Below are 23,510 nucleotides of genomic sequence, written 5' to 3'. Positions count from 1 at the left end.
ATGTTTTCGGGCCCCGGTGGCTATGGCGCTGCCCCGTTATGCCGCTTTCAATCGCGCCAGATCGAGGTCCATCTCTCTCAGCGCCTGCATGACGACGCCCTCGGTGAGGATGTCCATGGACGATTCCACCACATGAATGGTCGCCAGAGAGCGCAATTCCGGGATGGTCTGTGATTCGAGTGCGGCGTCGAAGGAGGGGCGCAGCAGGTCCATGGCGCGGGTTCCGGGGCCGCAGATGACGATATGGTCGGGTTCGAGCGTCTGGATCAGGATTCCGGCCGCATCCCCCAGCACCTCGCCGGCCTCGCGGAAAAGGTTGAGGAGCGCGGGATCGCCGGACCGCGCCTGCGCCACGACGGCGTTCATCGCGTCCTCGCTCGGAATGAGCAGGGTCGGAGCGGGACGATGGTCGATGAGTTGGGCGTCGCGGTGGAGCGCGTAATCGGCGAGAAATGCCTCGATGCAGCCGCGCCCGCCGCAGCGGCATTGCGGGCCGCTCCGCCTCAGGCGCACATGCCCGAACTCGCTGCCGCCCGAGCGTGCGCCGCGATAGAGCTCGCCCTGGACCAGGAAGCCGAGGCCGACGCCGTCGCCGATCATCAGGCAGGCCGTGCGGCCGGAGCGGAGAGCGGGGTCGCGCTGGGTGATGGCGAACGCCATGGCGCTGGCATCGTTCTCGATCAGCACCGGCTTGCCGAGACGCTGGCTCAAGCCCGAAGCCAGCGGCAGATCGCGGGTGCCGAGGACTGGGCTCCAGGCAACGACGCCGTCGCGGGTATCGACGTAGCCCTGGCAGGCGAGACCTACGGCCTTGACGCTGTTTGCGTCGTTGTCGCGGGCGAAGGCCGTGATGGTATCGGCGAGAACATCCATGAGCTCGTCGGCTTCGAGATTGCGCAGGGGCCGTTCCACGTGCCGGCTCGCCCGGTTGCGTCCGGCACTGTCTACCAGCCGTAATTCGATCCGGTTGAATCCCGTCCAGACGCCGACGACCGAGCCCAGGGTCGCGGCGAACGAGAGGCGAACCTTCGGCCGGCCGCGGATCAGGCCTTGGGTTGCGTCGCCGGTCTCGTCGCTCACGAGAATGCCCTCGTCGAGAAGGCTCGCGGTGAGGTCGGAGACGCTTGCCGGACTCATGCCGAGGTGCTGGCCGATTTCCACCCGCGCCAGGGGCCCCTCCCGCCGGAGGCAGTCGAGAAGCCGCCTGCGGGCGGTTTCGCGTGGGGTGAGCGCCAGAGAGGACATCGTTCTCTATTTATTCGCTGGATGAAAAAAACAATACGATAATGGCCAAGATTCGACCAAATGATAAGAGATTTGCTGCTTGAAGATCGCGTTTCCCCGGATAATTATTTCTCTGCTCGAATAATACCGATGGCATGCCTTGAGCCCATGCGTCCCGTTTGAAGAGGACAGCGTGCCACGACACACAGGGCTTCGCGCAAGGGAAGCGTTGCCCAAGGAGGAAGCCATGTTGTCCAAGAAGCACGTATTGATCGGCGTTGCGGCGCTTGCCCTGTCGACGTCCAGTGCGATCGCCCAAGGGAAAGGCCCGGTGGTCGGCGTCAGCTGGTCGAACTTCCAGGAGGAGCGCTGGAAAACCGATGAGGCCGCGATCAAGGGCGCGATCGAGAAGGCCGGCGGGACCTACGTGTCGGCCGATGCGCAATCTTCGCCCGCCAAGCAGCTCACCGACATCGAGAGCCTGATCGCGCGGGGCGCAAAGGCGCTGATCGTCCTGGCGCAGGATTCGGAAGCCGTTCGTCCGGCCGTCGACAAGGCGGTGGCGGAAGGGATCGCGGTCGTCGGCTATGATCGCCTCATCGAGAACCCGCAGGTCTTCTATCTCACGTTCGACAATGTCGAGGTCGGGCGCATGGAGGCGCGTGAGGTCTTCAAGGTGAAGCCTGAGGGCAATTACGTGTTCATCAAGGGCTCGGGCGCCGATCCCAACGCCAATTTCCTGTTCCAGGGTTCGATGGAAATTCTGAAACCCGCCATCGATGCCGGCAAGATCAAGAACGTCGGCGAGGCCTATACGGATGGCTGGCTTCCCGCCAATGCGCAGCGGAACATGGAGCAGTTCCTGACCAAGAACAACAACAAGGTCGACGCGGTCATCGCCGCCAATGACGGCACGGCGGGCGGCGCCATCGCGGCGCTCGCGGCGCAAGGGCTCGCGGGCTCGGTCCCGGTCTCGGGTCAGGATGCCGACAAGGCAGCGCTCAACCGCATCGCGCTAGGCACGCAGACTGTCTCGGTGTTCAAGGATGCGCGCGAACTCGGAAGCACGGCGGCCGATGTCGCGCTGCAACTTGCCGGCGGCAAGAAGCTGAATGAGATCAAGGGTTCGATGGCGTGGAATCTCGGGCCCAAGAAACAGGCCATGACGGCGATCTTCCTCAAGCCCGTGCCGATCACCAAGGACAACCTCAACGTCGTGATCGATGCCGGCTGGGTGACGAAGGACGTCGTTTGCCAAGGCGTGAAGCCCGGTTCGGTGAAAGCCTGCAACTAGGCTCGCGTCCCTCGTAATTCCGGGGCGATCCGGCAAGCGCCGGCGATCCATGCGCGCGGCGAATGTCGCCGGACCATGGATTGCAGGCTTTGCCCGCCCCGGAATGACGCCTGATCGCAGGATGTCCTCTCATGACCGCACCGACTCTGCCGAGCGCCATCAAGACGATGCCGGGGACGACGGAAGGCTCGATTCTGTCGCGGCTTGAAATCGACGTCCGCATGCTCGGCATGCTGGGTGCCCTCGCCGTCATCTGGATCGGTTTCGATCTTCTCTCGGGCGGCGTCTTCCTGACGCCGCGCAATCTCTGGAACCTGTCGGTCCAGACGGCTTCCATCGCCATCATGTCCACCGGCATGGTGCTGATCATCGTCACGCGCAACATCGATCTCTCGGTCGGCGCGATCCTCGGTGTCGTCGGCATGATCATCGGCGTGGTGCAGGTGCAATGGCTGCCGGGATGGCTCGGGTTCGGCCATTGGCTCACCGCACCCATCGCCGTGTTGCTGGCCGTCACGGTCGGCGGGTTGATCGGATTGTTTCAGGGTTGGATGATCGCCTATCTCGCCATCCCGTCCTTCATCGTCACGCTGGGCGGATTGCTGGTCTGGCGCGGCGCGGCATGGTGGGTCACGACCGGTCAGACGATCGCGCCCATGGATGGTCGCTTCAAGGCTTTCGGCGGCGGCGTCGAAGGCGCGCTTGGGGCGAATGCCACGTGGATCATCGCCGCCATCGCTTGCGGGCTGATCATCGTCGGGCTCGGGCTCTCGCGGCGGCGCCGCATCCGCTTCGGATTTCCGCTGCGTCCCCGCTGGGCCGACGCCTCCATCGCGGCTTTCGCCTGCGCGGCGGTGATTGCGGCAGCGTCGCTCGCGAACGCCTATCCGCTGCCGGGGGGAATCGCCCGGCGCTGGGCGGAAGAGAACGGGATCGCGTGGCCGGAGGGCGGCCTGTTCATTCCGCACGGCGTTGCGCTGCCGGTGGTGATCGCCGTCGTGGTGGCGTTGCTGATGACCTTCCTGGCGAAACGACTGCGCTTCGGCCGCTACGTCTTCGCCATCGGCGGCAATCCTGAAGCGGCGGAACTGTCCGGCATCAACACGCGCTGGACGCTCATGAAGGTGTTCGGCCTCATGGGCGTGCTGTGCGGGATATCGGCCTGCATCTCGACCGCGCGCCTCAACGCGGCAACCAACTCGGCAGGCGCGCTCGACGAATTGTACGTCATCGCCGCGGCGGTGATCGGCGGCACGTCGCTTGCAGGCGGCGTCGGCACCATTGCGGGCGCCGTCCTGGGCGCCTTGGTGATGCAGTCGCTGCAATCCGGCATGGTGCTGCTCGGCGTCGATACGCCGCTGCAGAACATCGTCGTGGGCGCCGTGCTGGTGCTGGCGGTCTGGCTCGACAGCCTCTATCGCCGCCGGATCAAGTGAGGGAGGGCATCATGCAGCCGATCGAGACAACTCCGCTCATCGAAATGCGCGACATCTCCATTGCGTTCGGCGGCATCAAGGCTGTCGACGACGTGACGGTCGATCTGCATCCCGGCGAAGTGGTCGGCCTGCTCGGTCATAACGGGGCGGGAAAATCGACCCTCATCAAGATCCTGTCCGGCGCGTACCAGCCCGACGGCGGCGAGATCTACGTCAATGGCGAGCGCGCCGACATTTCGACGCCGCGCGATGCCAAACGGCACGGCATCGAGACGATCTACCAGACGCTGGCGCTCGCCGATAACATCGACGCCGCCGGCAACATCTTCCTCGGGCGCGAGGTGCTGACGCCCTACGGCACCCTCGACGACGCCACCATGGAGGCCGAGACCCGCAAGGTGATGGCGCGGCTCAATCCGCATTTTCGCCGCTTCAAGGAGCCGGTGAAAGCACTCTCGGGCGGCCAGCGCCAATCCGTGGCGATTGCGCGCGCGATCTATTTCAACGCACGCGTGCTCATCATGGACGAGCCGACCGCGGCGTTGGGGCCGCAGGAAACGCAGCAGGTGGCGGATCTCGTGCTGCAACTGAAGCGGGAAGGCATCGGCATTTTCCTCATCAGCCACGATATTCACGACGTCTTCGGACTTGCCGATCGCATCAGCGTGATGAAGAACGGCAAGCTCGTCGGTTCCGCGAAGGTCACGGATGTGACGCAGGATGAAGTGCTTGGCATGATCATCCTTGGCAAATGCCCAGCAGGCGCGAAGCCCGGCCCCGGCGCGAGCTGATTGCCGCCGCTGCAACGACGAAAGCACGAACGATGACCCAGACGATCTATGGTTCTCTCAAAGGCAAAACGGTTCTCGTCACCGGCGGAGCGAGCGGCATCGGCGAAAGTGTCGCGGAGGCTTTTCATGCGCAGGGCTGCCGCGTCGGGATTCTCGACTACAACGCCGAGGCCGGCCAAGCGCTGGCGCAACGTCTCGGCGAGCACGCGCATTTCGAGCATAACGACGTGCGCGACATCCCGGCGCTGCAGCACGCCATCGGTCGCGTGAGCGCGGCGCTTGGTCCGATCACGATCCTCGTCAACAATGCCGCCCGCGACGATCGGCATACCATCGATGAGGTTACGCCGGATTATTGGCGCGAACGCTTCGCCACCAATCTCGATCACCAGTTCTTCGCCACCCAGGCGGTGCTCGCGGACATGGACAAGGCCGGCGGCGGATCGGTGATCAATATGGGTTCCACAAGCTATCTCGTGAGCGAGGATTCGTTTGCCGCCTACAAGACCGCGAAATCGGCGGTCGTCGGCCTGACGCGGGCGCTGGCGCGCGAGTTGGGCCCGCGGCACATCCGCGTCAATTCCATCGTGCCGGGCTGGATCATGACCAAGCGCCAGATCGACCTGTGGCTCACGCCCGAAGGCGAGGCCGAGTTGCTCAAGCGGCAATGCGTGAAGCGTCACCTGATGCCGGAGGATGTCGCGCGCGTGGCCCTGTTCCTGGCCTCGGATGACGCAAGCGCCATCACCGCGCAGAGTTATCTGGTGGATGGCGGTTGGGTGTGAGCGTTCGGCTCGGCCGGCGGGTTACGCCCGCGTTGCCGCCTCGACGGGCGCCGCCGCATCGGCCGCATCGCGCTCGTGCTCGGTCTTCATCGTGTCGCGCCGGACGATGAAGCAAAGGACCACCAGCGGGATGCCGATGGCGGCGGTGGCGGTAAAAAGGACCGGGTAGCCATAGGCGTCGACGACCGCACCCGAGCTGCCGCCGATCAGCTTGCCCGGCAGCGCATAGAGCGAACTCAGCAGCGCGTATTGGGTGGCGGCGAAGCCCGGTGCGGTGAGGCCGGACATGTAGGCGACGAGCGCGGAACCGGCGAAGCCCGAAGCGAAATTGTCGATGCTGATGGACAAGACCAGCAGATCGAGCCGTGCGCCCTCGTTGGCGAGCCACGCAAACATCAGGTTCGAGGATGCGGCGACGACGGCACCGATGAGCAGCGTCCACCACAGCCCGATGCGGGTGAGCGCGATTCCGCCTGCGAACGCCCCCGCAATGCCGATCCAGACGCCGTAGAGTTTCGACACGTTGGCGATGTCGGCCTTGGAGAAACCAAGGTCGATATAAAGCGGGTTCGCCATGACGCCGGCCACGAAATCCGGGAGACGGAAGCACGCGACGAGAAGGAGGATCGGGACCAGGATCATTCCCTTGCGCCGGAAGAGATCGGTGAGCGGCTCGACGATCGCCCCGCCGAACGAAAGCCGCTTGGCCGCAGGCACGAGATCGACCCGCGGCGCGATCAGGGCGGCGATCAGGCCGACGCTCATGAGGCCGGCCATCGCCAGATAGGCGCTGCGCCAATTGACGAATTCGGCCATGTAGAGCGCACCGGCGCCGGCGCAGATCAGGGACAGCCGATAGCCCAGTTGCAGGCTCGCGGCCATCATGCCCTGGCGATCGGTCGAGGTGGCGTCGATGCGCCAGCCGTCGATGACCACATCCTGCGTCGCCGACGCAAAGGCGACAAGGAGCGCTGACGCGATGGTGAGGCCAAGACTTGTCGCCGGGTCGCTCATGGCGATTCCCACCAGCCCGATGGCGGTGGTGAGCTGCGCCAGCACCATCCAACCGCGCCGCCGCCCCAAAAGTTGCGCCAGGATGGGCACATCGTAGCGATCGACGATGGGGGCCCAGAGGAATTTCAACGAATAGGCGAGTGCGACCCAGCTCAGCATGCCGATTTCGGTTCGCGAGATTCCCGCCTCGCGAAGCCAGGCAGAAAGCGTGCTGAAGACGAGAAGAAACGGCAGCCCCGACGAGAAGCCGAGCGGCAGCATGAGGGCGATGCGACCATCGGTGAGGACATCGCGGAGGCTGAGACGGCGACGGGTTTCGGTCATCAACCAACCTTCAATTCGGAACGGCCAAAATCCCGCGTGAAACGTCAGGCTCGTCGGAGAAACCGATCTCACAGGCGGTCGTCAGCCTGTTAGCAACTACCGCTGAACCGGTCCAGACGCATGCGCGTCGATGTGGGCGACCACGCGCGGGTCGAGGCCCAGAGCGGCCGACAAATGCGCCAGAAACACCCGTTCGTCGACGCTGTTCGGCGTGATGATACGTCGCGCCGCCGTATAGGCCTGCACGGCCATGTCGGGAGTCTTCGCGGCAGCTGCCAGATCCGTCGCGCTTGCCGGATGGTCGAGCTCGTGCTCGATCAGGCGAGCGCCTTCGCCGTCGATTCCGGCGCTTTTCAGCGCGCCGAGAATGCGCGCCCGTTCAGCCTCGTCGATACGGCCATCCGATGCCGCAGCGGCGATCATCGCCCGCAGCACGAGCAGCGCCGTATCGCCAGCGGCGGCGGGCTCCGGCGCCGACAGAGCGAGGGGTAACTCAGCGGCCTGCCCGTCTATCAGCAGCGGATCATGATCGGGCTTCTTTACCAGACGGTTGAACAGGGCCGTGCCCTTGCTCATGGCGCTCGCGCCGAGTTTGCGGCCGGTTTCCGAATTGACGACGATTTTTGTCAATCCCATCACGGCCGCCGTCACCACGGCGTTGCCCTGCGGCGTCTTCAGATATTCCTGGGCCTTGCCGAGAAGCAGATCCGTCAAATCCGCTGGCGGGGGCGCGGCGGGTTTGGCCGGCTTCGGAACCGCCTCGCCGGTGGCAGCGGGCGTATCGGGTGGCGGGGGGCTAGGCCGGTTCGCGAGCCCGATCAGGTCGCTCAGGATCGTGCCTGCTCCGAGAGCCGGCGTTGCGGCGGGTTTGGCCGCCGGGGGCGCAGGCTCAGCCGCTGCAACCGGCGCGGCCGGAGGCGCTGCGGGCGTTCCCAGAGCTTCGAGCAGTTTCTTGGCGTCGAACATGAATTCCCCCACGAACCCATGGAATGTTGCGAAAAACGATAGTTAAAAACGGGACGCCCGCAAGTTCTTTTGCGGGGCGGGAAGGTCTAACGACGGAAATGGCGAGATTTCGCCCGATGCGACAGCCGGCCTAGAAGATCATGCCGAGCATGCTCCAGACCATCATGGCGCCCATCATGTAATAGATCCATTTGGGCATGCCCGAGGACCCGGCCCGTGCCGCCTGCCCGTCGACCGCGTTGATCAATTCCGTCTGCACCTGTTGCCCTTTGAGCACCAGCAAGGTCAGCCCCTGAATGGCTTCGGCCTGGGCGTTCAGGACGGCTGTCGCGTGCGGGTGCTGGGCCTGCGACTCGGTTTCGTTGAGGTGAGCGAGCGAGGTGCCGATCTTCCCGATCGCGCTGCGCATCACGTCGAAATTCTGGCTTTGCTCCGCCAGCAGGAGCCGCGCCTGTGTGACCGGATCATGGGTGTGCTTCTGCGCCGCCTGCGACAAGTGCTGCATCAGGCCGTCAGGCCCCTGCGCGATGACGCTCCGCACGGCCTTGCCGGCATCTGACGCCAATGCGGCCTGCGTGAGGCCCACTGCCTTGCCGACAATTTTGCCGGCGTCCGGCGTGAAGAGGGGCTCGCGCGTCTGTTCCATGATCGATGCCTTTGGCGAATGTCGCTCCGATGGAGCGCTTCCTAACCGTTTTATCGGCTAAAAGCTACACTCTATCGTTCTGACCAATTATTCCTTTGCGGAAGGTGCCTCTCTGTGCGTTGAAACACCCAGCGAAAGCGCGCCGCCGAAGCTGCGCGCTTTCGAGAGCCAGGCGATCTCCCGATCAGTAGACGATGACGGAACGGATCGATTTGCCTTCGTGCATGAGATCGAAGGCCGTGTTGATCTCGTCGAGGGGCATCGTATGGGTGATCAGATCGTCGATGTTGATCTTCCCCTCCATATACCAGTCGACGATCTTCGGCACGTCCGTGCGGCCGCGCGCACCCCCGAACGCAGTGCCTTTCCAGACACGGCCGGTGACGAGTTGGAACGGCCGCGTGGCAATTTCCTTGCCGGCCTCGGCGACGCCGATGATGATGCTCTCACCCCACCCGCGATGGCAGCATTCGAGGGCCTGGCGCATCACGTCGGTATTGCCGGTCGCGTCGAACGAGAAATCGGCCCCGCCGCCGGTGAGATCGACGATGGCCTGGACGACCTTGTCGTTGCCCACCTCTCGCGGATTGATGAAATCGGTCATACCGAATTTCTTCGCGATCTCGACCTTGCCGGGATTGATGTCGACACCGATGATCTTGTCCGCGCCGACCATGCGCGCGCCCTGAATGACGTTGAGCCCGATGCCGCCGAGGCCGAACACCACGACATTCGCGCCCGGCCAAACCTTGGCGGTATAGATCACCGCGCCGATGCCGGTCGTCACGCCGCATCCGATGTAGCAGATCTTGTCGAACGGCGCGTCCTCGCGGACCTTCGCCAGCGCGATCTCCGGCAACACGGTGAAATTCGCGAATGTCGAGCAGCCCATATAATGGAACACCTGCGCGTCATCGCAGCGAAACCGGCTGGTGCCGTCGGGCATCACGCCCTGTCCTTGGGTGGCGCGGATCGAGGTGCAGAGGTTGGAGCGCTGCGACAGACAGGTTTTGCACTGGCGGCATTCCGGCGTGTAGAGCGGAATGACGTGGTCGCCTGGCTTCAGCGTGGTGACCCCCGGGCCGACCTCGCGCACGATGCCGGCGCCTTCATGGCCCAAAATGGCCGGGAATTTCCCCTCCGAATCGAGTCCCGACAGCGTGTAGGCGTCCGTGTGGCAAACGCCGGTCGCCATCACCTCGACCAGGACTTCTCCCTGGCGGGGGCCCTCGAGCCGGACGGTCTCGATTGTGAGCGGCTTGCCTGCTTCCCATGCGACGGCGGCCCTGGTTTCCATGATGCTCGATCCTTGATGATTCTCTGGCGGACTATGGGAACCTGCGGCAAGTGAGGTCAAGAGAAGGGCATTTGCAGCCAAAGGGCTTCACATGGGGCAACGCTGTTGTATGTCGTCACGGACCATAGAACTCCTCGAGGACCAAGACCGTGTCAGATCTCCGCGCTGCGATCATCCCCGTCACGCCGTTCCAGCAGAACTGCACCTTGCTGTGGTCCGACGAAACCAAGAAAGGCGCGGTGATCGATCCGGGTGGCGATCTCGACCGTATACGCGAGGCGATTGCGCAGAATGGGGTCACGGTCGAAAAGATTTTGCTGACGCACGGCCATATCGATCATGCCGGCGCGGCGGCGGAATTGAAGGACGAGCTCGGCGTTTCAATTGAGGGCCCGCACGAGGCGGATCGCTTCCTGTTGGATCAACTGCCCGAAACCGGCCGCGGCTACGGGATCGCCAATGCGCGCGCGGTGACGCCCGATCGGTGGTTGCGCGACGGCGACCAGGTGACGATCGGCGATCTCACCTTGGATGTTCTGCATTGCCCCGGCCATTCGCCCGGCAGCGTGGCGTTCGTTGCGCCCACGCTGCATTTTGCGATCGTCGGCGACGTGTTGTTCAAGGGTTCCATCGGGCGGACGGACTTGCCGGGCGGCGATGGCGCGGCGCTGATCCGCTCCATCCGCGACAAGCTGCTGCCGCTCGGCGACGAGGTGGCGTTCATCTGTGGCCACGGGCCGACGAGCACGATCGGGGCCGAGCGCCGCACGAACCCATTCCTGCAAGGGGGTGAGCGTTAGAGGTTTACCTTCGGCGGCAGGACCCGCCCCAATTCGGCCGTGCCCAAAACCCGGTACTGGCCGGGACCGAGATCGTCCGGCAGGTCGAGCGACCCGATGCGGTCTCGGTGCAGCACGGTGACGTGGTTTCCAACCGCGGCGAACATGCGCCGGACCTGATGGTAGCGTCCTTCCATCAGCGTGACCGTGGCGCTTCGTTCCGAGAGCGTCTCCAGCGGGACCGGCAGCAGGGGTTTGTCCTCGCCCTCCAGCAACAGCGTTCCGGAGGCGAAGATGCCGGCCTCGTCGCCACGCAACGGTCGATCCAAAGTCACGTGGTAGCGCTTCGACACGTGGCTGCGCGGAGAGATGATGCGGTGCAGCAGCGCGCCGTCGTCGGTCATCAACAGCAGGCCGGATGTCTCCTTGTCGAGACGGCCGATGGTCGACAGGGCGGGGTCGCGGCGGCGCCACCGCTCGGGGAGCAGGTCATAGACCAGCGGGCCGGTTTCCTTATGCGAGCAGGTGACGCCCAGCGGCTTGTGGAGCATGAGCGTCAGACCGGGCGGCGGATCGAGCGGCTTGCCGTTGACGCGCATGCGTTCGGAAAGGTCCGGCGCAACGGTCACGCGCTGGTCCGGATCGTCGAGCTCGGCGCCGTCGAGCGTCACACGGCCCGATCTCACCATGTTCTGGACTTCCCGGCGCGAACCGTATCCGAGGTTCGCAAGCAGCCTGTCGAGACGAAGCGTCGTTGGCAGCTTGCTCATTTGCGCCCCTCGAAAATCTTGTAGCCCCCCGTCTCGACGATGACGACGACGCGCTTGAAGAGGGGTTTCAATTCGGCCTCGTAGGGCAGATGGCGGTTGGCCACGAGCCAGCATGAGCCGCCGGTGCGCAGCATAGCGGCCGCCCTGCGGATGAAACTCGCGCCCAGGGCGCGGTCCTCAGCGCCGCCATCATGGAAGGGCGGGTTCATGACGACGAAGTTGAGAGATGCGAGTTCGGGGGCAGATCCGCGAAGATCGCTCCAATCGATATCGACGCGCGAATCCTGGACATTGCGGCGCGCCGCCTCAACCGCGCGGCGGTCGATGTCGACCAGGGTCAGGTGCTGCACGTCGGCAGACCGCAGGATCGGCCGCGACAGATAGCCGATGCCGCATCCCAGATCCGCCCCACGTCCTGAGAAGGCCGGGAGGTATTGTTCCAGGAGCGCACTGCCCGGATCGACACGGTTCCAGCTGAAAATTCCCGGCTGGGACCAGAGCCCCAGATCCTCAAGAAGCCGCGGGGAGCCCTCAGTCATCGCCGCGTCGATACCGACGAGCGCGTCGGGACGCGTGACGACGCAGATACGGTGATGGCGGCGCGCGGTTTCAGCGACCTCGCAGCCGAAGGCCACCAGTTCCTTGCCCAACCGCGAGCCGCCCTTGTCCTTGGGCGCCAGCACCGTGAGGCGTCCACTGGGCGCGACCGCGCGCAAGGCGTGCGCAATGACGTATCGCCGCTCCATGGTGCCGGGGGGCGCCAGCATGAGCATGCCCGCCAGTGAGCCCGTCTCTTGCGCCTCGATGCTTTGGGAGCCCGGCATCAGCGGCGAAAATTGAATCGCCCCCTCCGGTCGATCGGCAAGATCGGTCGGCGGCACGCCATAGAGGCCTTCTGGTCTTGCTTGGTCCACGATAATCCTGTCCACGGTCAATGATCGTGTCCCTATAGAGCATCATCGGGCGGCGTGGATACCGGTCTGACCGGCGGGTCAGGAAATGGCTCTCGGCGAGGCCTGCGGCTTGTCAATCTTCCTCATCCAGAGCGGTGTGGGAATTCCGTTCAGGGAATAGAACTGATCGAGGCGCTGCCGATTCTTGCCGTTCTGCCGCAAGCCCAGGAAGGTCGCGGCGTTGGCACCGAAGAAGCGGTCGCTGGCAGAGGGGTCGAGGCCCTGAAGCACGGTCTCGAAACTTGACAGGTACGACCGGACCTTTTGTCCGATCAGGCTGGCCATGTTCCAATCGGTGCCGAACATGAGGCGGTCGTAGAGGGGGGCCGAACCAACCGCCAGCGAGTAGTTCTGCAACTCCGCCAGCTTGCGGCTCAGTTCCTTCGGACGGCTGAGGACCTCGCTGAAATATCCTGAATCGGCGTAGAGGTTTTCGCCGCGCTGGCCCGCTTTGCGCATCAGATCGATATAGGGCTTCGTATAGGGCGGTTTTCGATCCTGCAGCGGATCGCCGAAATGGCCGAAATTGACCCGCAGACGAGGAAAGAGAGTGATGGCTTCTTTCCAATGGCGGGCTGTTGCCAATTCTTCAAAATCATCGCAGGTGCCCATCGACTGGATGGTGTGGGTCATGATCGGCACGTCGAAATCCTCGCACCACCGGTAGAGCTCTGCCAGTCTTCCGTCGAGCTGATCGCCGAGGTCCGGCACCGCTTGCAGGCTGGCGGGCAGCCACGGGCGCTGCCAGAAATCCGGCTTTTGACGATGGATCTTACCGTTTCCGTAGGGCGCAAATCCCATCGGAGGATAGATCTTGATGCCGATGAAGCCCTTTTTGTGGACCGCATCCTGGGCCATTTCGAGCGGCGAGAAGGGACCCCGATGCATGACCGCGCGCATGGGACAGAACGGCGCGAAACCGTGAATGCGCCCGCGCGACAGAATGCTGATTTGCGACATCAGTCTGATCTGGTCTTGAACGCTCGTGGCGGTCGGGGACCCTCCTCCGAGCGGCCAGTCGAAATCCAGCAAATGGGCGACTGCCAAATCCACGTCCCGCTTTGGGCTGGAGCCAATCGCGCGAACGTATTCGAGCCAGTTCAGGCAGCGATACTGGCCTTGGCAGATAATGAAAGCCAAAACGCCGTCGACCTTCACCTCGCGCCCGCGAGCACGGAGCGCGCGTAGGCGGGGCCCGTGCTCGAAATACGTGTCGGCTTCTGGCAGGTCATCGAGGAGGCGAGCGATATCCGCGGCCTGCCCGGTTCTCAACGACCGCGCTTGTCTGGCGTTCGCGTTCCGTAACTCCTGAACGGTGTCGTCGTATCTTTCCCGACGGAGATCGTCGGCAACCGACTTCACTCCGCCGTCGGACAAGGCACGCCCGGGTTGGCAGGAATCGAATGCCTCCTTGAGCCGCGCGACGCCCCGCATTTCCTTGTTGTAGTCCGGGGTATGGGTCCACAAAAGACTTTGGATAGGGCCGCTGAGGAAATCGATCGCGCCTTTGAACTCACTGTCGCGCCCGATGACATCGGTCAAAAGCCGATTCACATGCACATCGGAGGCGTTGAACACATGAGCGTGCATGTCGATGGTGAGGGGTTTGTTCGGGTCGCCGGTGCGGAGGTCGGGGGAGCAGACATTGCCGGTTTGCCAATGAGCGCAGGAGGGGAGCCCCGCGATAGCCCCCGCCGATCCCAACGCGACCAGTAAACGGCGGCGGCTGATTTCGTTTTCGAACATCAACCTTTACCCCTTTTTTCCCTATCTATTTGGGTTATTAAGTGATGTTATCATAACTTCCCGGATTTGGGGATGGCTTGATGAATGTCGACTCATCGCCGGACAGTCTTACCCGCTTTGTTCCTGGTACACTTCTCGATTGGTCCGACGAATACAATCAAGATGCGGTTGATCCGCTACGTGAGGTGCATCTCGGTGCCCTGATGATTACTGACATCTCGGGGTTCACACGGCTGACTGCAAAGCTCTCCCGCGACGGCGGCAGTGCCGGCGCCGAACACATCAGCGAGGTGCTGAATACTTTCGTCACGAGGCTCGTGGCGCTTACCGAGCAGCAGGGCGGGCGCGTCCTGAGCTTCGAGGGAGATTCGATCGTCGCCGGCTGGAAGGCCGGGTCGGATCAGGACCTGGCGCTCGCCGCGTGGCGCGCCTGCTATTGTGCGCAGGTCCTGCACAAGCGGGCGGGGGGGCAAAAGGTCGGCGGCGAGGTGCTCGCCATCCGTTCCGGAGTGGCTGCCGGCGCTACCCACCTGCTCCACCTGATGACGCAAGCCCAAACCCGGCGCGTGATCCTGACCGGCCCCGCCTTCGATCAGGTCCTGCGTTGCACGGCTCTGGCGGAAAGCGGCGAAATCCTGATCGACGACGAGGCATGGGACATTCTGGGCCCGCATGCGGAGGGGACCGCGACCGAGAATGCGTCGGTCCGCCTCTTGACGGTCGATCTGCCGCCGGCGATGGCGAGCGCGATCTACCAGACCCCCGACGAGCCGCCTGCGCGACAGATCGACCCTGAACGCTATCTGCTGCCGGGTTTGAGATCGAGGTTGGCCTCGTCGCTGTCTCGCTGGCTGGGTGAATTGCGGACCGTCACGGTGGCGTTCGTGAGAATCGCCGAGCCCGGCCTCATCGAAGATCTCCCGCGGCTCGACGAGGTGCTGGCGGGCCTCCACCGGCAGATCGCGCGCTTCAACGGAGAGATCCTGAGAATCGACGCCTGCGAGGGAGAATTGCGGGTGCTCGTGGTCTTCGGCCTGCCAGGAAGCGCGCATCGCGACGATCCGAGACGAGCCGTTCTGGCAGCTCTCGGGCTGCAATCCGCGTACCGACATGACGGCATGCGTTTGTCGATCGGCGTTGCGACTGGCGAGGCCTTTTGCGGGGCGATCGGCGCGCCGCATCGCGCCGAATACACGGTGATCGGCGAAGCGGTGAATCGCGGCGCGCGCCTTTCGGCGACAGCGGCCGGGCGAATTCTCACCGATGAAACGACCGCAAGCGCGGCGGGGAATTTTGCGACATTCGATGGGCCTTGGTCGATTCAGGTTCCGGGCCTGCGGGTGCCGATCCGATCCTTCGTTGCTGTTCGCCCGACCGACAAGAGCGGCGCGCGCGAAGGTCACGACCTCGTCGGCCGGGAAACCGAATTGCGGGCTCTCGACGCCCTTCTCGACGCCAAGCCTCGACCGCGTCCGATCGTCATGGTCGGCGAGGCGGGCGTTGGCAAATCGGCGCTCGTCGAGGCGTTCATGGCGCGGTGTCGCGCGCAGGATATCCGTGTGCTGTATGGCGCCGCGGACGATATCGAGCGCGGAACGCCCTACTTTGCATTTCGGTCGATCATTCGAAACCGCCTCAGGCTGCAGGAGCAACGAGGCGTCGAGGCGCTGGCGGCAATCCGGGAGCACCTTAAATCCCGCGAGGAGCTTTTGCCGCTGGTTCCGCTATTGCGCGATCTCTTCGACCTCGGGCCGGCCGAGAGCGCGCCGGTCGACCAGCTGCCCGGCAGTTCGAGAGCCGAGAGCCTACGCCGTCTCATCTGCGATCTCCTGCTCGACTCGCGGGATGCTGTGCGGACAGTGATCATCCTCGAGGATCTGCACTGGGCTGATCCCGCATCGTTGGCGTTGATCGCCGATTTGGTCCGTCACCCCGGCCGCATTCCGATTCTGATGACCTCGAGAGAGTTTGGCGTTTGCGATGACATCATGGGCGACGAAGAGTTCACCCGTCTCCAGATCGAGCCGCTCGACGAGCAAGGAACGATGGAGCTGGTTCGACGCTCCCTAAAGCCGGCGGATGCGTCGGCTGCCACGCGCGAGCTGATCTGGGATCACACGGCGGGAAATCCGTTCTTCATCGCCGAGTTGTGCCGCGTCATCGACCAACGGCGTCCGTCCGTGCTCGGTGACAGTACTGCGCTGCGCGAGCCTCCTCAGGTGGCGTTGCCGCAATCGGCCCGCGCGGCCATTCTCAGCCGCACGGACATGCTTCCGCCAGACGAACAGGTGGTCCTGAAAGTTGCCAGCGCAGCCGGGGCCGATTTCTCGACCGACGATGTTCGTTGTACCGACATCATCCAGTCGGCGAATATCGACGTCGAGCCGTGTATCAAGAACCTGCTCGGCCGCCAGTTGTTGAAGCCCGCGACGCACGCGCCAGAGCGGCTGGTCTTCGGCCACGCCACCATCCGCGATGTGGTCTATCAGAGCATGCTCCTGGAACACCGCCGCGAGGTGCATGCCGCAATCGCCCGTTCGCGCGAACAGCGTGGGAGGTTGGAGACCGAGAGCCTTCCGTTTGTCTTGACCCAGTGGCAACGCGCGGGCGACAGACGCAAGGCCTTCGAGTATCTCGACCAAGTGGCGGAACTTCGATTGCGCCAATTCGATAACGCCACGGCGATCAGCCTCGTTGAAGAATTCCTGACCATTGCGGCGGAGGACCAGTTGGAGGTCCCGAACGCGCGGCGGGCGATGGCGCATTTGCTGGTCGGGGAGGCTAATCTCAATCTCGGCAGGGTCGATGCGGCCCTGCAAGCCTATCAGCAGGCACTGCCGCTGCTCGATCTGCCGTTGCCGCGGGGCCCGGTGGCGCTGGTCGCCGATCTCCTGCGTCAGATGCTCGGCCTGATGCTGCGCCGCCTGCGCCGTTCGGCCACCACATGGATCGACACCGCAGACGTCGTTCGTTCGATCCCCCGAGGCGATCCTTTCCTCCGCGCCGCCAAGGCGCACGAAGATCTGACCCAGATTTATTATTTCAGGAGCGAGAAGGCGCGCTTGCTCCACGCCACCTTGCGCGCCACCAACCTCGCCGAGCGATACCCGTGGATCACGCCGGTCCTTGCGGTCAATTATGCGAGTCTCGGTGCGATCTGTGGTGTCATTCCGCTGCGGGGACAGGCAAAAACCTATCTGGGTTTTGCCTCGCGCGTGGCCAAACGCGTCGGCAACTCCGCTACGGATGCGCAGGTGCACTTGCTGACGGGGCTCTATGAGACCAGCGTGGCCGAATGGCGCTCGGCCCAGCGCCATTTCGAAATGGGTCTCGATCATGCATCCCGCATGGGTGATTGGCGGCGATGGTCGGAGATCGCCGTCAGCCTGGAGACCATCACAAGTCCGTGGTTCCTCACGCCCATCTACCCGGGCGAAGCCGCGTGGGTGGACCTCGTCGAATCGATCCGGGCGACCGGAAAACGTCGCGACGACCTGCAGGTGCTTGGCTGCGGCCTCGTTGCCGCGTTGCGAGGCTACACGGTGGTGGGAAACGCACAGGCCGTTCGCGAATGCCGTGATGAATTGCGAACGCTCGTGGAGGAACATTCGGCCGGCATCGAGATGATCCACCGCCTCGAGGCGGCCGCCTATCTGGCGGCGGACGCGTTTGAGACCGGTTCCGGCGCGGAGGGCAAGGATTGGCTGGAGCGCGCCGGTTCCTATCTCGGCGCCATCAATCCGGCGATGAAGTCTCGAACGCTTCCGGCGTTGAGCGCGATCTTTGCAACCGCCGCTGCCTATGAGGGCGGCTCGGACGTGCCCGCAGTCCGGGAGATCTGCCGGAAGCTTGCGCATGTCTCGCAAATCAAACTGAGGCACTTTGCCCGCGTTTATCCGATCGGACGACCGCGCGCCTGCCTTTGTGGCGGCGATCTTGCCTTTGCGCGAGGCCGCCTGCCGAAGGCTGCGCGCCTGTGGCGGCACGCGCTCAAGGAAGCGATCAGGTGGGAAATGCCTGTCGATGGTTGCGAGGCGCTCAAACGGCTGCGTGCGACCGGCTCTGCCATCACCGGTGATGACCTCACGGCTGCGGGCGTCGTGCGCCGGATTCTCCCTGCGCGCGCGTCGGAATGGCGCGAACTGATGGAGGCCTCGCGTGTGGAAAACGCTTGAACGCAAGCCGCGGGTGCTCGTGGTGCTGGCGCATTTCGACGAGACGCGCAACCCACATGGCCGACCGCACTTCGTGCCTCAGGGCGTCGGCCATGCCTTTCTCGCCGGGGCATTCGACCGCAACAACGTGGACGTCAAACTCTACAGTGAATTTCACAGCGGCCCCCTTCTGAACGAGAAGGCGCTCGCGTGGCCCGACATGCTCGTGCTCACCGGCGTCACCTCCTCGTTCGACCGGATGAAGCAGCTCACCGCTTATGCGCGCACGCTCTCGCCCGGTTGCGTTGTGGTGGCTGGCGGCCCCGCCGTTCGCAACCTGCCGTCATTCAGCGCGCACTACTTCGATTACGCTTGCCAGGGGGATGTCGAGGACCTGATGGGTATCGCCCTGGAGGTCTTCGGCGCCGCGGCCGTGCCCGAGTGGCATGAACCGCGGTTCGATCTCTTGAACTGGGGCGGCCCGGTGAATTACGTCGAATCGAGCCGCTACTGCAATTTTCGATGCACGTTCTGCGCGCTGACGGGTGAGGGACGGTCCTACAAGACGTACGATCTGGCGTCCATCGAGCGGCAGATCCGGTCTCAGCGGCGCAAGAAAATTCTGTTATTCGTCGACAACAATTTTTACGGCAATGACCGGTCGTTCTTCCGGCAGAAACTCGATCTTCTCGCCGACCTTCGGCGCGAAGGAGTCGTGCCCGGCTGGATCGCCCTCGTCACGAGCGACTTTTTTGCCGATCCAGATAATCTCGTGCGGGCGCGCAAGGCCGGATGTCTCGGTCTTTTTTCAGGGGTCGAGAGCCTCAGCGACGAGCAGATCAAGGTCTACAACAAAAAACAGAATCTGATTCAGCCGCAGATCAGGATGATCGAGTCATGCCTCGAGGCCGGCATCGTCTTCCAGTACGGCCTCATCTTCGATCCCTCGACGCAGAGGCTCGGCGCAATGCGCCGGGAGCTGTCTGCGATCCTTGGCACGCCATCGATTCCGCTGCCGGCATTTCTCAGCCTGACGATCCCGTTGCTGGGTACGCCCTATTTTCAGAGTTGCGCCCATGAGGGACGGTTTCTGCCGCACGCGAAGCTGCGGGACATGGATGGTTTCACGCTGATGACGAAGCCGATCGACGATCTCGAAGCCGTCGTGCCCTTTGTGCGCAACATGGAGAAACTCGGAGGGCATAGCCGCGACATCCTCCGGCACAGCCTCGGCTTCTACAAATCCTACCGTCATTCGCTGTCAGCGCGTCAGATGATCGCCTCCGTCGGCAATGCCGCGCGTCTTTGTTTTCCGCAGATCATCCACAACCGTCGACATCTCGTGCCGCATCGCGACGAAACCCTGACATACGTCACGACGACCCAGCCGCTCGGGCCCCTTTACCGACCGAGCTTGCCCGTCGGGGAGATCTACCGCGATCATTTTCTTCCGACGATGATCACGGATGCCGAAGGTGGCTTGCATGCCCACATACTGGCGAATGCGACACCATCTTCGCCCGCCCGTGCGATCGACGCCGGGCTGCCGGTTTGACGGGCGGCTTCACGATTTCACAGGAAGAACGGCCGTCGCTTCGATTTCCACCAGTGCCTTTTTCTCGACGAGACGCACCACCTGAACGAGGGCCATGGCCGGGTAGTTGGTTCCCAGAACCTCGCGATAGGCGCGTCCCAGCTCGCGCAGATTGGCGAGATAATCGTCGATGTCGACCACGTACCAGGTAAGGCGCACAATGTGCTGCGGCCCGGCGCCGGCCTCCGCGAGGATCGCGCAAATGTTCTCGAAGGTCTGGCGCGCCTGCGCGACAAATCCTTCGGGGAAATTGCCGCTCTCGTCCCAGCCGATGATTCCCCCGGTGACGACGAACTTGCCTTCGGCCATCATGCCGTTGGAATAGCCGCGCGGCACCGGCCAGTTCTTCGGGTGCAGAACTTCGGCGCCGCCAGCGGTGAGCCGGTCGGCGGGCGATGTGCGGGCGGTCACGGGTATCTTTCCTGGCATGTCTTCCCTTCGCGCGCCGAACGGGCGGCGTCCGTCATCTTGATGAACTCGCGGGCGATCACGATCTTCTGCACCTCGGTCGCGCCTTCATAGATGCGCAATGCACGAATTTCGCGATAAAGTTCCTCGACCTTCACCCCCTTCGTGACGCCAAGGCCGCCAAAAATCTGCACGGCTTTGTCGATCACCGATTGGGCGCACTCGGTCGCGTGCATCTTGGCCATCGCAGCCTCGCGGGTCACCCGCGCCGCGCCATGGTCCTTGGTCCAGGCGCTGCGGTAGACGAGGAGGGCGGAGGTATCGATCGCCGTCGCCATGTCGGCCAAGGCAGCCTGCGTCATCTGAAGATCCGACAACGGCGCTCCGAAAAGCTGTCGCGAGGACGCATGCATCAAGGCGTCGTCCATGGCCCGGCGTGCGAAGCCGAGGGCGGCGGCGCCGACCGTGGCGCGGAACACGTCGAGCGTCGCCATCGCGACCTTGAAGCCTTCACCGGGCCCACCGACGCGCTTTGTGACAGGAACCCGGCAGCCGTCAAAGCGCAAGGTCGCGAGAGGATGCGGCGCGATGACGTCGATCCGGCTCTCGATCGTGAGGCCGGGCGTATCCGCGTCGACGATGTAGGCGGACAATCCGCGCGCACCGGGTGCTTCGCCCGACCGCGCAAAGACCACGTAATGGTCGGCAATGCCGCCGTTGGAAATCCAGGTCTTGAGACCATCAATCCGCACGTGATCGGCCCCGTCGGGCGCCGCCATCGTGCTCATCGCCGCCACATCGGAGCCGGCCTCAGGCTCCGAAAGCGCGAAGGCCGCGATCGCCTCCCCGCGCATCACCGGCGGCAGATAAAGCTGCTTCATTTCGTCCGAGGCGAACAACGTGATCGGCCCGGTACCGAGGCCCTGCATGGCGAAAGCAAAATCCGCAAGGCCATCGTGATAGGCCAGAATCTCGCGGGCAAGGCAGAGCGTCCGCACGTCGTAAGTCGGCGTGAGGCCGCCATAGGCCTCCGGAACGGTGGCTCTGAGCCATCCCGCCTCGCCGAGCCTGCGGACGAGGTCGCGGCATGAGGCATCCACATCATGATGATCGACGCTGTGGCGAATTTCGTCGGCTGTCCAAGCGCTGAGGGATCTGGCGAAGTGCCGGTGCCGCTCCTCGAAAAATGGCCAGGACAGAAAGCTCGAATCGATCACGGTCAATCTCCCCGGAAAACGGGCTTCTCTTTAGCCGCGAAGGCGCGATAGGCGCGGGCGAAATCCTCCGTCGTCATGCACAAGGCTTGCGCGATCGCCTCGGCTTCGATGGCCTCCTCGACGGACATCGCCCATTCCATGGCGAGCATCCGTTTGGTCATGGCGTTGGCGTAGGTGGGGCCGGTGCCGATCTGGCGTGCGAGGACCTGCGCCTCGTCAAGCACGCTTGATTTCGTGACGATGCGGCTGAAAAAGCCCCAACGTTCGCCTTCCTCCGCGCCCATGAAGCGACCGGTGAAGAGGAGTTCGGAAGCGCGCCCCTGTCCAAGGATGCGCGGAAGAATGGCGCAGGCGCCCATATCGCACCCGGCAAGGCCGACCTTATTGAACAGAAACCCAACCTTCGCGTCGGCGGCGGCGAGACGCAGATCGGATGCCATCGCCACGATGGCGCCGGCTCCCGCGCAAATTCCTTCGACGGCGGCGATGATCGGCTGCGGCGCGGCGCGCATGGCCTTCACCAATTCGCCGGTCATGCGCGTGAACGCCGTCAGTTCCTTCGTGTTCATCTCGACCAGCGGCCCGATGATTTCGAACACGTCGCCGCCGGATGAGAAATTGCCGCCCGATCCGGTCATGACGATCGCCTTGACGCCGTCATCCTTGGCGCAGGCATGGAAAAAGTCCGTCAATTCGCGATAACTCTCGAAGGTGAGCGGATTTTTCTTGTCCGGCCGGTTGAGCGTCACGGTGGCGACCGGACCGTCGACGGCGAGAAGGAAATGCTGGGGGCGGTAGCCTGAAAGCGGCAGCGTGACCGAATTGGCATATTGCATCATTCAACGTCCCCGTGGACCGCCTGTCGGGCGGATCGTTTCGTCTTGGCCAGGAGCCGCATGAGATCGGCCTGATCCTTCTGGCTCAAGCCACCAAAGAGTTCGGCAATCCAGCCTTCGTGCTCGGTCGCGATCGTCCGGAACTCGGATTGTCCGGCGGGAGTCAGGCTGATCATCTGCGCGCGACGGTCCGTCTCGGAAACGCGGCGGTCGATATGACCCGATGCGACGAGCCGGTCGACGAGACCGGTCAGGTTGCCGTTCGACACCATCATGCGTTTCGACAGGTCGGAGAGGGTCATGCCGTCCGGCGCCTTGTCGAGTTGGGCCATGAGGTCGAAACGTGGCAGCGTTACCCCGAACCGATCCCGCAAACGACGGCGGATCTCACCTTCGATCAAGGTCGAGCAGGTGAGAAGGCGCAGCCAGAGCCGCAACTCGTCACGATGGTCGTCCGGCATCTCCACGGCGTTCGTTTCGGCGTCGAGAGGGATCATGATGTTGTTCATGTCAGATCTCTCCACCGGCCACCACGATGGCTTGTCCCGTGACCGACCGTGCGCCTTCGCTACACAACCAGAGCACCGCATCGGCCACCTCGGCGGGGTCGATGAGGCGCTCCTGCGGGTTGTGCTTCACGAGCTCCTTGAGGGCTTGCTCGCGGGACCTGTCGGTTTTCGCCATGATGCGCTCGATACTCTGCGCGACAAGATCGGTGTCGGTGAATCCCGGGCAGACGGCATTGACGGTCACGCCGGTTTGGGCCGTCTCGATCGCGAGCGCACGCACCAAGCCGATCACCGCATGTTTCGCGGCGCAATAGGCGGTCACATAAGAGTAGCCCTTGAGCCCCGCTGTCGACGCTACGGCAACGATGCGTCCGAAACCGCGTTCGGTCATCGTCCCCAGCACGGCCTGCGTCACATTCGTGACGCCAAGCAGGTTGACATCCAGCATCTGGCGGAAGATTGCCGGATCCGTTTTCAGGAACGGCACGGAGGCAGCGCCTCCCGCATTGGCAATCATGAAATCGACGGGCCCATGGCGCGAGACCACATCGCGGATCGCACCTCGCACAGCCGCGACATCGGTCACGTCCGCCGCAGCCGCGCTCCGGGCATCCCCCTCGGCCATCGCGCGCTCCAGCGTCGCGCGATCGCGCCCGATGATCGTCACCGTCGCGCCGGCCTCGCAAAGCGCCTTTGCGATCGCGCGACCGATGCCCCTGCCGCCGCCGGTGACGACTGCGTGCCGCCCTTCAAAGCTTTCCATGCCC

Annotated in this window: 20 protein-coding genes; 7 read left to right on the top strand and 13 right to left on the bottom strand. The window is 63.8% G+C overall.

Features of this window, described 5'->3' with window-relative positions; all coding sequences use genetic code 11:
• Positions 1–36: 36 nt before the first annotated feature.
• A complete protein-coding gene (locus FEZ63_RS05000; RefSeq protein ID WP_150942539.1) occupies positions 37–1,245 on the bottom strand; it encodes an ROK family protein in 1,209 nt (402 codons plus the stop codon).
• A gap of 226 nt (positions 1,246–1,471) precedes the next feature.
• Here FEZ63_RS05000 and xylF point away from each other — a divergent pair, with 226 nt between their 5' ends.
• The 4 genes from xylF to FEZ63_RS04980 all read left to right on the top strand — a co-directional run bounded on the left by xylF (position 1,472) and on the right by FEZ63_RS04980 (position 5,530).
• Positions 1,472–2,518 (top strand): D-xylose ABC transporter substrate-binding protein, encoded by a 1,047-nt coding sequence (xylF, locus tag FEZ63_RS04995; RefSeq protein WP_150942538.1) that lies wholly within the window; start codon positions 1,472–1,474, stop codon positions 2,516–2,518.
• A gap of 131 nt (positions 2,519–2,649) precedes the next feature.
• Positions 2,650–3,954, top strand: coding sequence for a sugar ABC transporter permease (locus tag FEZ63_RS04990; protein WP_150942537.1), 1,305 nt, complete (start codon positions 2,650–2,652; stop codon positions 3,952–3,954).
• Positions 3,955–3,965: 11 nt separating this feature from the next.
• Positions 3,966–4,745: an ATP-binding cassette domain-containing protein gene (locus tag FEZ63_RS04985; protein WP_150942536.1), complete on the top strand. Its 780-nt coding sequence runs from the start codon at positions 3,966–3,968 to the stop codon at positions 4,743–4,745.
• A gap of 32 nt (positions 4,746–4,777) precedes the next feature.
• Entirely contained in the window at positions 4,778–5,530 is a 753-nt protein-coding gene (locus FEZ63_RS04980) for an SDR family NAD(P)-dependent oxidoreductase (protein WP_150942535.1), read from the top strand.
• A 21-nt stretch (positions 5,531–5,551) separates the two neighbouring features.
• Here the strand turns inward: FEZ63_RS04980 and FEZ63_RS04975 are convergent, their stop codons facing one another.
• The 4 genes from FEZ63_RS04975 to FEZ63_RS04960 form a co-directional block, all read right to left on the bottom strand.
• The gene (locus tag FEZ63_RS04975; RefSeq protein ID WP_244622649.1) at positions 5,552–6,868 is read right to left on the bottom strand and encodes an AmpG family muropeptide MFS transporter; all 1,317 of its coding nucleotides are present in this window, start codon (positions 6,866–6,868) and stop codon (positions 5,552–5,554) included.
• A gap of 96 nt (positions 6,869–6,964) precedes the next feature.
• The gene (locus tag FEZ63_RS25890; RefSeq protein WP_150942534.1) at positions 6,965–7,834 is read right to left on the bottom strand and encodes a tellurite resistance TerB family protein; all 870 of its coding nucleotides are present in this window, start codon (positions 7,832–7,834) and stop codon (positions 6,965–6,967) included.
• Between the two features lie 130 nt (positions 7,835–7,964).
• Complete coding sequence (locus tag FEZ63_RS04965) at positions 7,965–8,480, bottom strand: hypothetical protein (RefSeq protein WP_150942533.1); 516 nt, start codon at positions 8,478–8,480, stop codon at positions 7,965–7,967.
• A gap of 184 nt (positions 8,481–8,664) precedes the next feature.
• A complete protein-coding gene (locus tag FEZ63_RS04960) occupies positions 8,665–9,777 on the bottom strand; it encodes an S-(hydroxymethyl)glutathione dehydrogenase/class III alcohol dehydrogenase (RefSeq protein ID WP_150942532.1) in 1,113 nt (370 codons plus the stop codon).
• A gap of 149 nt (positions 9,778–9,926) precedes the next feature.
• On the opposite strand from FEZ63_RS04960, the gene FEZ63_RS04955 reads away from it, so the two are divergent.
• Complete coding sequence (locus FEZ63_RS04955; protein WP_150942531.1) at positions 9,927–10,577, top strand: MBL fold metallo-hydrolase; 651 nt, start codon at positions 9,927–9,929, stop codon at positions 10,575–10,577.
• Here the strand turns inward: FEZ63_RS04955 and FEZ63_RS04950 are convergent.
• The 3 genes from FEZ63_RS04950 to FEZ63_RS04940 form a co-directional block, all read right to left on the bottom strand.
• Entirely contained in the window at positions 10,574–11,326 is a 753-nt protein-coding gene (locus FEZ63_RS04950) for a pseudouridine synthase (RefSeq protein WP_150942530.1), read from the bottom strand. The genes FEZ63_RS04955 and FEZ63_RS04950 overlap by 4 nt on opposite strands.
• Complete coding sequence (locus FEZ63_RS04945) at positions 11,323–12,240, bottom strand: class I SAM-dependent methyltransferase (RefSeq protein ID WP_244622648.1); 918 nt, start codon at positions 12,238–12,240, stop codon at positions 11,323–11,325. The genes FEZ63_RS04950 and FEZ63_RS04945 overlap by 4 nt, the downstream gene beginning before the upstream one ends.
• Before the next feature lie 78 nt (positions 12,241–12,318).
• Entirely contained in the window at positions 12,319–14,025 is a 1,707-nt protein-coding gene (locus FEZ63_RS04940) for an amidohydrolase family protein (protein ID WP_150942529.1), read from the bottom strand.
• An 80-nt stretch (positions 14,026–14,105) separates the two neighbouring features.
• Here FEZ63_RS04940 and FEZ63_RS04935 point away from each other — a divergent pair, with 80 nt between their 5' ends.
• Together FEZ63_RS04935 and FEZ63_RS04930 are read left to right on the top strand one after the other, a co-directional pair.
• The gene (locus tag FEZ63_RS04935) at positions 14,106–18,200 is read left to right on the top strand and encodes an AAA family ATPase (RefSeq protein WP_150942528.1); all 4,095 of its coding nucleotides are present in this window, start codon (positions 14,106–14,108) and stop codon (positions 18,198–18,200) included.
• Positions 18,184–19,734, top strand: coding sequence for a B12-binding domain-containing radical SAM protein (locus FEZ63_RS04930; RefSeq protein ID WP_150942527.1), 1,551 nt, complete (start codon positions 18,184–18,186; stop codon positions 19,732–19,734). Before FEZ63_RS04935 ends, FEZ63_RS04930 begins: the two co-directional genes overlap by 17 nt.
• A gap of 9 nt (positions 19,735–19,743) precedes the next feature.
• On the opposite strand, the gene FEZ63_RS04925 is transcribed toward FEZ63_RS04930, so the two are convergent.
• Genes FEZ63_RS04925 through FEZ63_RS04905 form a run of 5 tightly spaced genes read right to left on the bottom strand, consistent with a single transcriptional unit; the run spans position 19,744 to position 23,506 of the window.
• Positions 19,744–20,202 (bottom strand): RidA family protein, encoded by a 459-nt coding sequence (locus FEZ63_RS04925; protein WP_150942526.1) that lies wholly within the window; start codon positions 20,200–20,202, stop codon positions 19,744–19,746.
• Positions 20,181–21,398, bottom strand: coding sequence for an acyl-CoA dehydrogenase family protein (locus FEZ63_RS04920; RefSeq protein ID WP_150942525.1), 1,218 nt, complete (start codon positions 21,396–21,398; stop codon positions 20,181–20,183). Before FEZ63_RS04920 ends, FEZ63_RS04925 begins: the two co-directional genes overlap by 22 nt.
• A gap of 2 nt (positions 21,399–21,400) precedes the next feature.
• Positions 21,401–22,237, bottom strand: a complete 837-nt coding sequence (locus FEZ63_RS04915) for an enoyl-CoA hydratase family protein (RefSeq protein ID WP_150942524.1) — start codon at positions 22,235–22,237, stop codon at positions 21,401–21,403.
• Positions 22,234–22,743 (bottom strand): MarR family winged helix-turn-helix transcriptional regulator, encoded by a 510-nt coding sequence (locus FEZ63_RS04910; protein ID WP_150942523.1) that lies wholly within the window; start codon positions 22,741–22,743, stop codon positions 22,234–22,236. The genes FEZ63_RS04915 and FEZ63_RS04910 overlap by 4 nt, the downstream gene beginning before the upstream one ends.
• Before the next feature lies 1 nt (position 22,744).
• Positions 22,745–23,506: an SDR family NAD(P)-dependent oxidoreductase gene (locus FEZ63_RS04905; RefSeq protein WP_420846262.1), complete on the bottom strand. Its 762-nt coding sequence runs from the start codon at positions 23,504–23,506 to the stop codon at positions 22,745–22,747.
• Positions 23,507–23,510 lie beyond the last annotated feature (4 nt).

Source organism: Microvirga brassicacearum (genome assembly GCF_008757455.1).
Classification (GTDB): domain Bacteria; phylum Pseudomonadota; class Alphaproteobacteria; order Rhizobiales; family Beijerinckiaceae; genus Microvirga; species Microvirga brassicacearum.
Note: the sequence above shows the minus strand (reverse complement) of the source record. Positions and strands in the feature narration are given on the sequence as shown.

What these genes read in the sequence shown, in the direction of transcription:
- FEZ63_RS05000 (WP_150942539.1), bottom strand. Translation starts at nt 1,245, where the DNA reads ATGTCCTCTCTGGCGCTCACCCCACGCGAAACCGCCCGCAGGCGGCTT.
- xylF (WP_150942538.1), top strand. Translation starts at nt 1,472, where the DNA reads ATGTTGTCCAAGAAGCACGTATTGATCGGCGTTGCGGCGCTTGCCCTG.
- FEZ63_RS04990 (WP_150942537.1), top strand. Translation starts at nt 2,650, where the DNA reads ATGACCGCACCGACTCTGCCGAGCGCCATCAAGACGATGCCGGGGACG.
- FEZ63_RS04985 (WP_150942536.1), top strand. Translation starts at nt 3,966, where the DNA reads ATGCAGCCGATCGAGACAACTCCGCTCATCGAAATGCGCGACATCTCC.
- FEZ63_RS04980 (WP_150942535.1), top strand. Translation starts at nt 4,778, where the DNA reads ATGACCCAGACGATCTATGGTTCTCTCAAAGGCAAAACGGTTCTCGTC.
- FEZ63_RS04975 (WP_244622649.1), bottom strand. Translation starts at nt 6,868, where the DNA reads ATGACCGAAACCCGTCGCCGTCTCAGCCTCCGCGATGTCCTCACCGAT.
- FEZ63_RS25890 (WP_150942534.1), bottom strand. Translation starts at nt 7,834, where the DNA reads ATGTTCGACGCCAAGAAACTGCTCGAAGCTCTGGGAACGCCCGCAGCG.
- FEZ63_RS04965 (WP_150942533.1), bottom strand. Translation starts at nt 8,480, where the DNA reads ATGGAACAGACGCGCGAGCCCCTCTTCACGCCGGACGCCGGCAAAATT.
- FEZ63_RS04960 (WP_150942532.1), bottom strand. Translation starts at nt 9,777, where the DNA reads ATGGAAACCAGGGCCGCCGTCGCATGGGAAGCAGGCAAGCCGCTCACA.
- FEZ63_RS04950 (WP_150942530.1), bottom strand. Translation starts at nt 11,326, where the DNA reads ATGAGCAAGCTGCCAACGACGCTTCGTCTCGACAGGCTGCTTGCGAAC.
- FEZ63_RS04940 (WP_150942529.1), bottom strand. Translation starts at nt 14,025, where the DNA reads ATGTTCGAAAACGAAATCAGCCGCCGCCGTTTACTGGTCGCGTTGGGA.
- FEZ63_RS04935 (WP_150942528.1), top strand. Translation starts at nt 14,106, where the DNA reads ATGAATGTCGACTCATCGCCGGACAGTCTTACCCGCTTTGTTCCTGGT.
- FEZ63_RS04925 (WP_150942526.1), bottom strand. Translation starts at nt 20,202, where the DNA reads ATGCCAGGAAAGATACCCGTGACCGCCCGCACATCGCCCGCCGACCGG.
- FEZ63_RS04915 (WP_150942524.1), bottom strand. Translation starts at nt 22,237, where the DNA reads ATGATGCAATATGCCAATTCGGTCACGCTGCCGCTTTCAGGCTACCGC.
- FEZ63_RS04910 (WP_150942523.1), bottom strand. Translation starts at nt 22,743, where the DNA reads ATGAACAACATCATGATCCCTCTCGACGCCGAAACGAACGCCGTGGAG.
- FEZ63_RS04905 (WP_420846262.1), bottom strand. Translation starts at nt 23,506, where the DNA reads ATGGAAAGCTTTGAAGGGCGGCACGCAGTCGTCACCGGCGGCGGCAGG.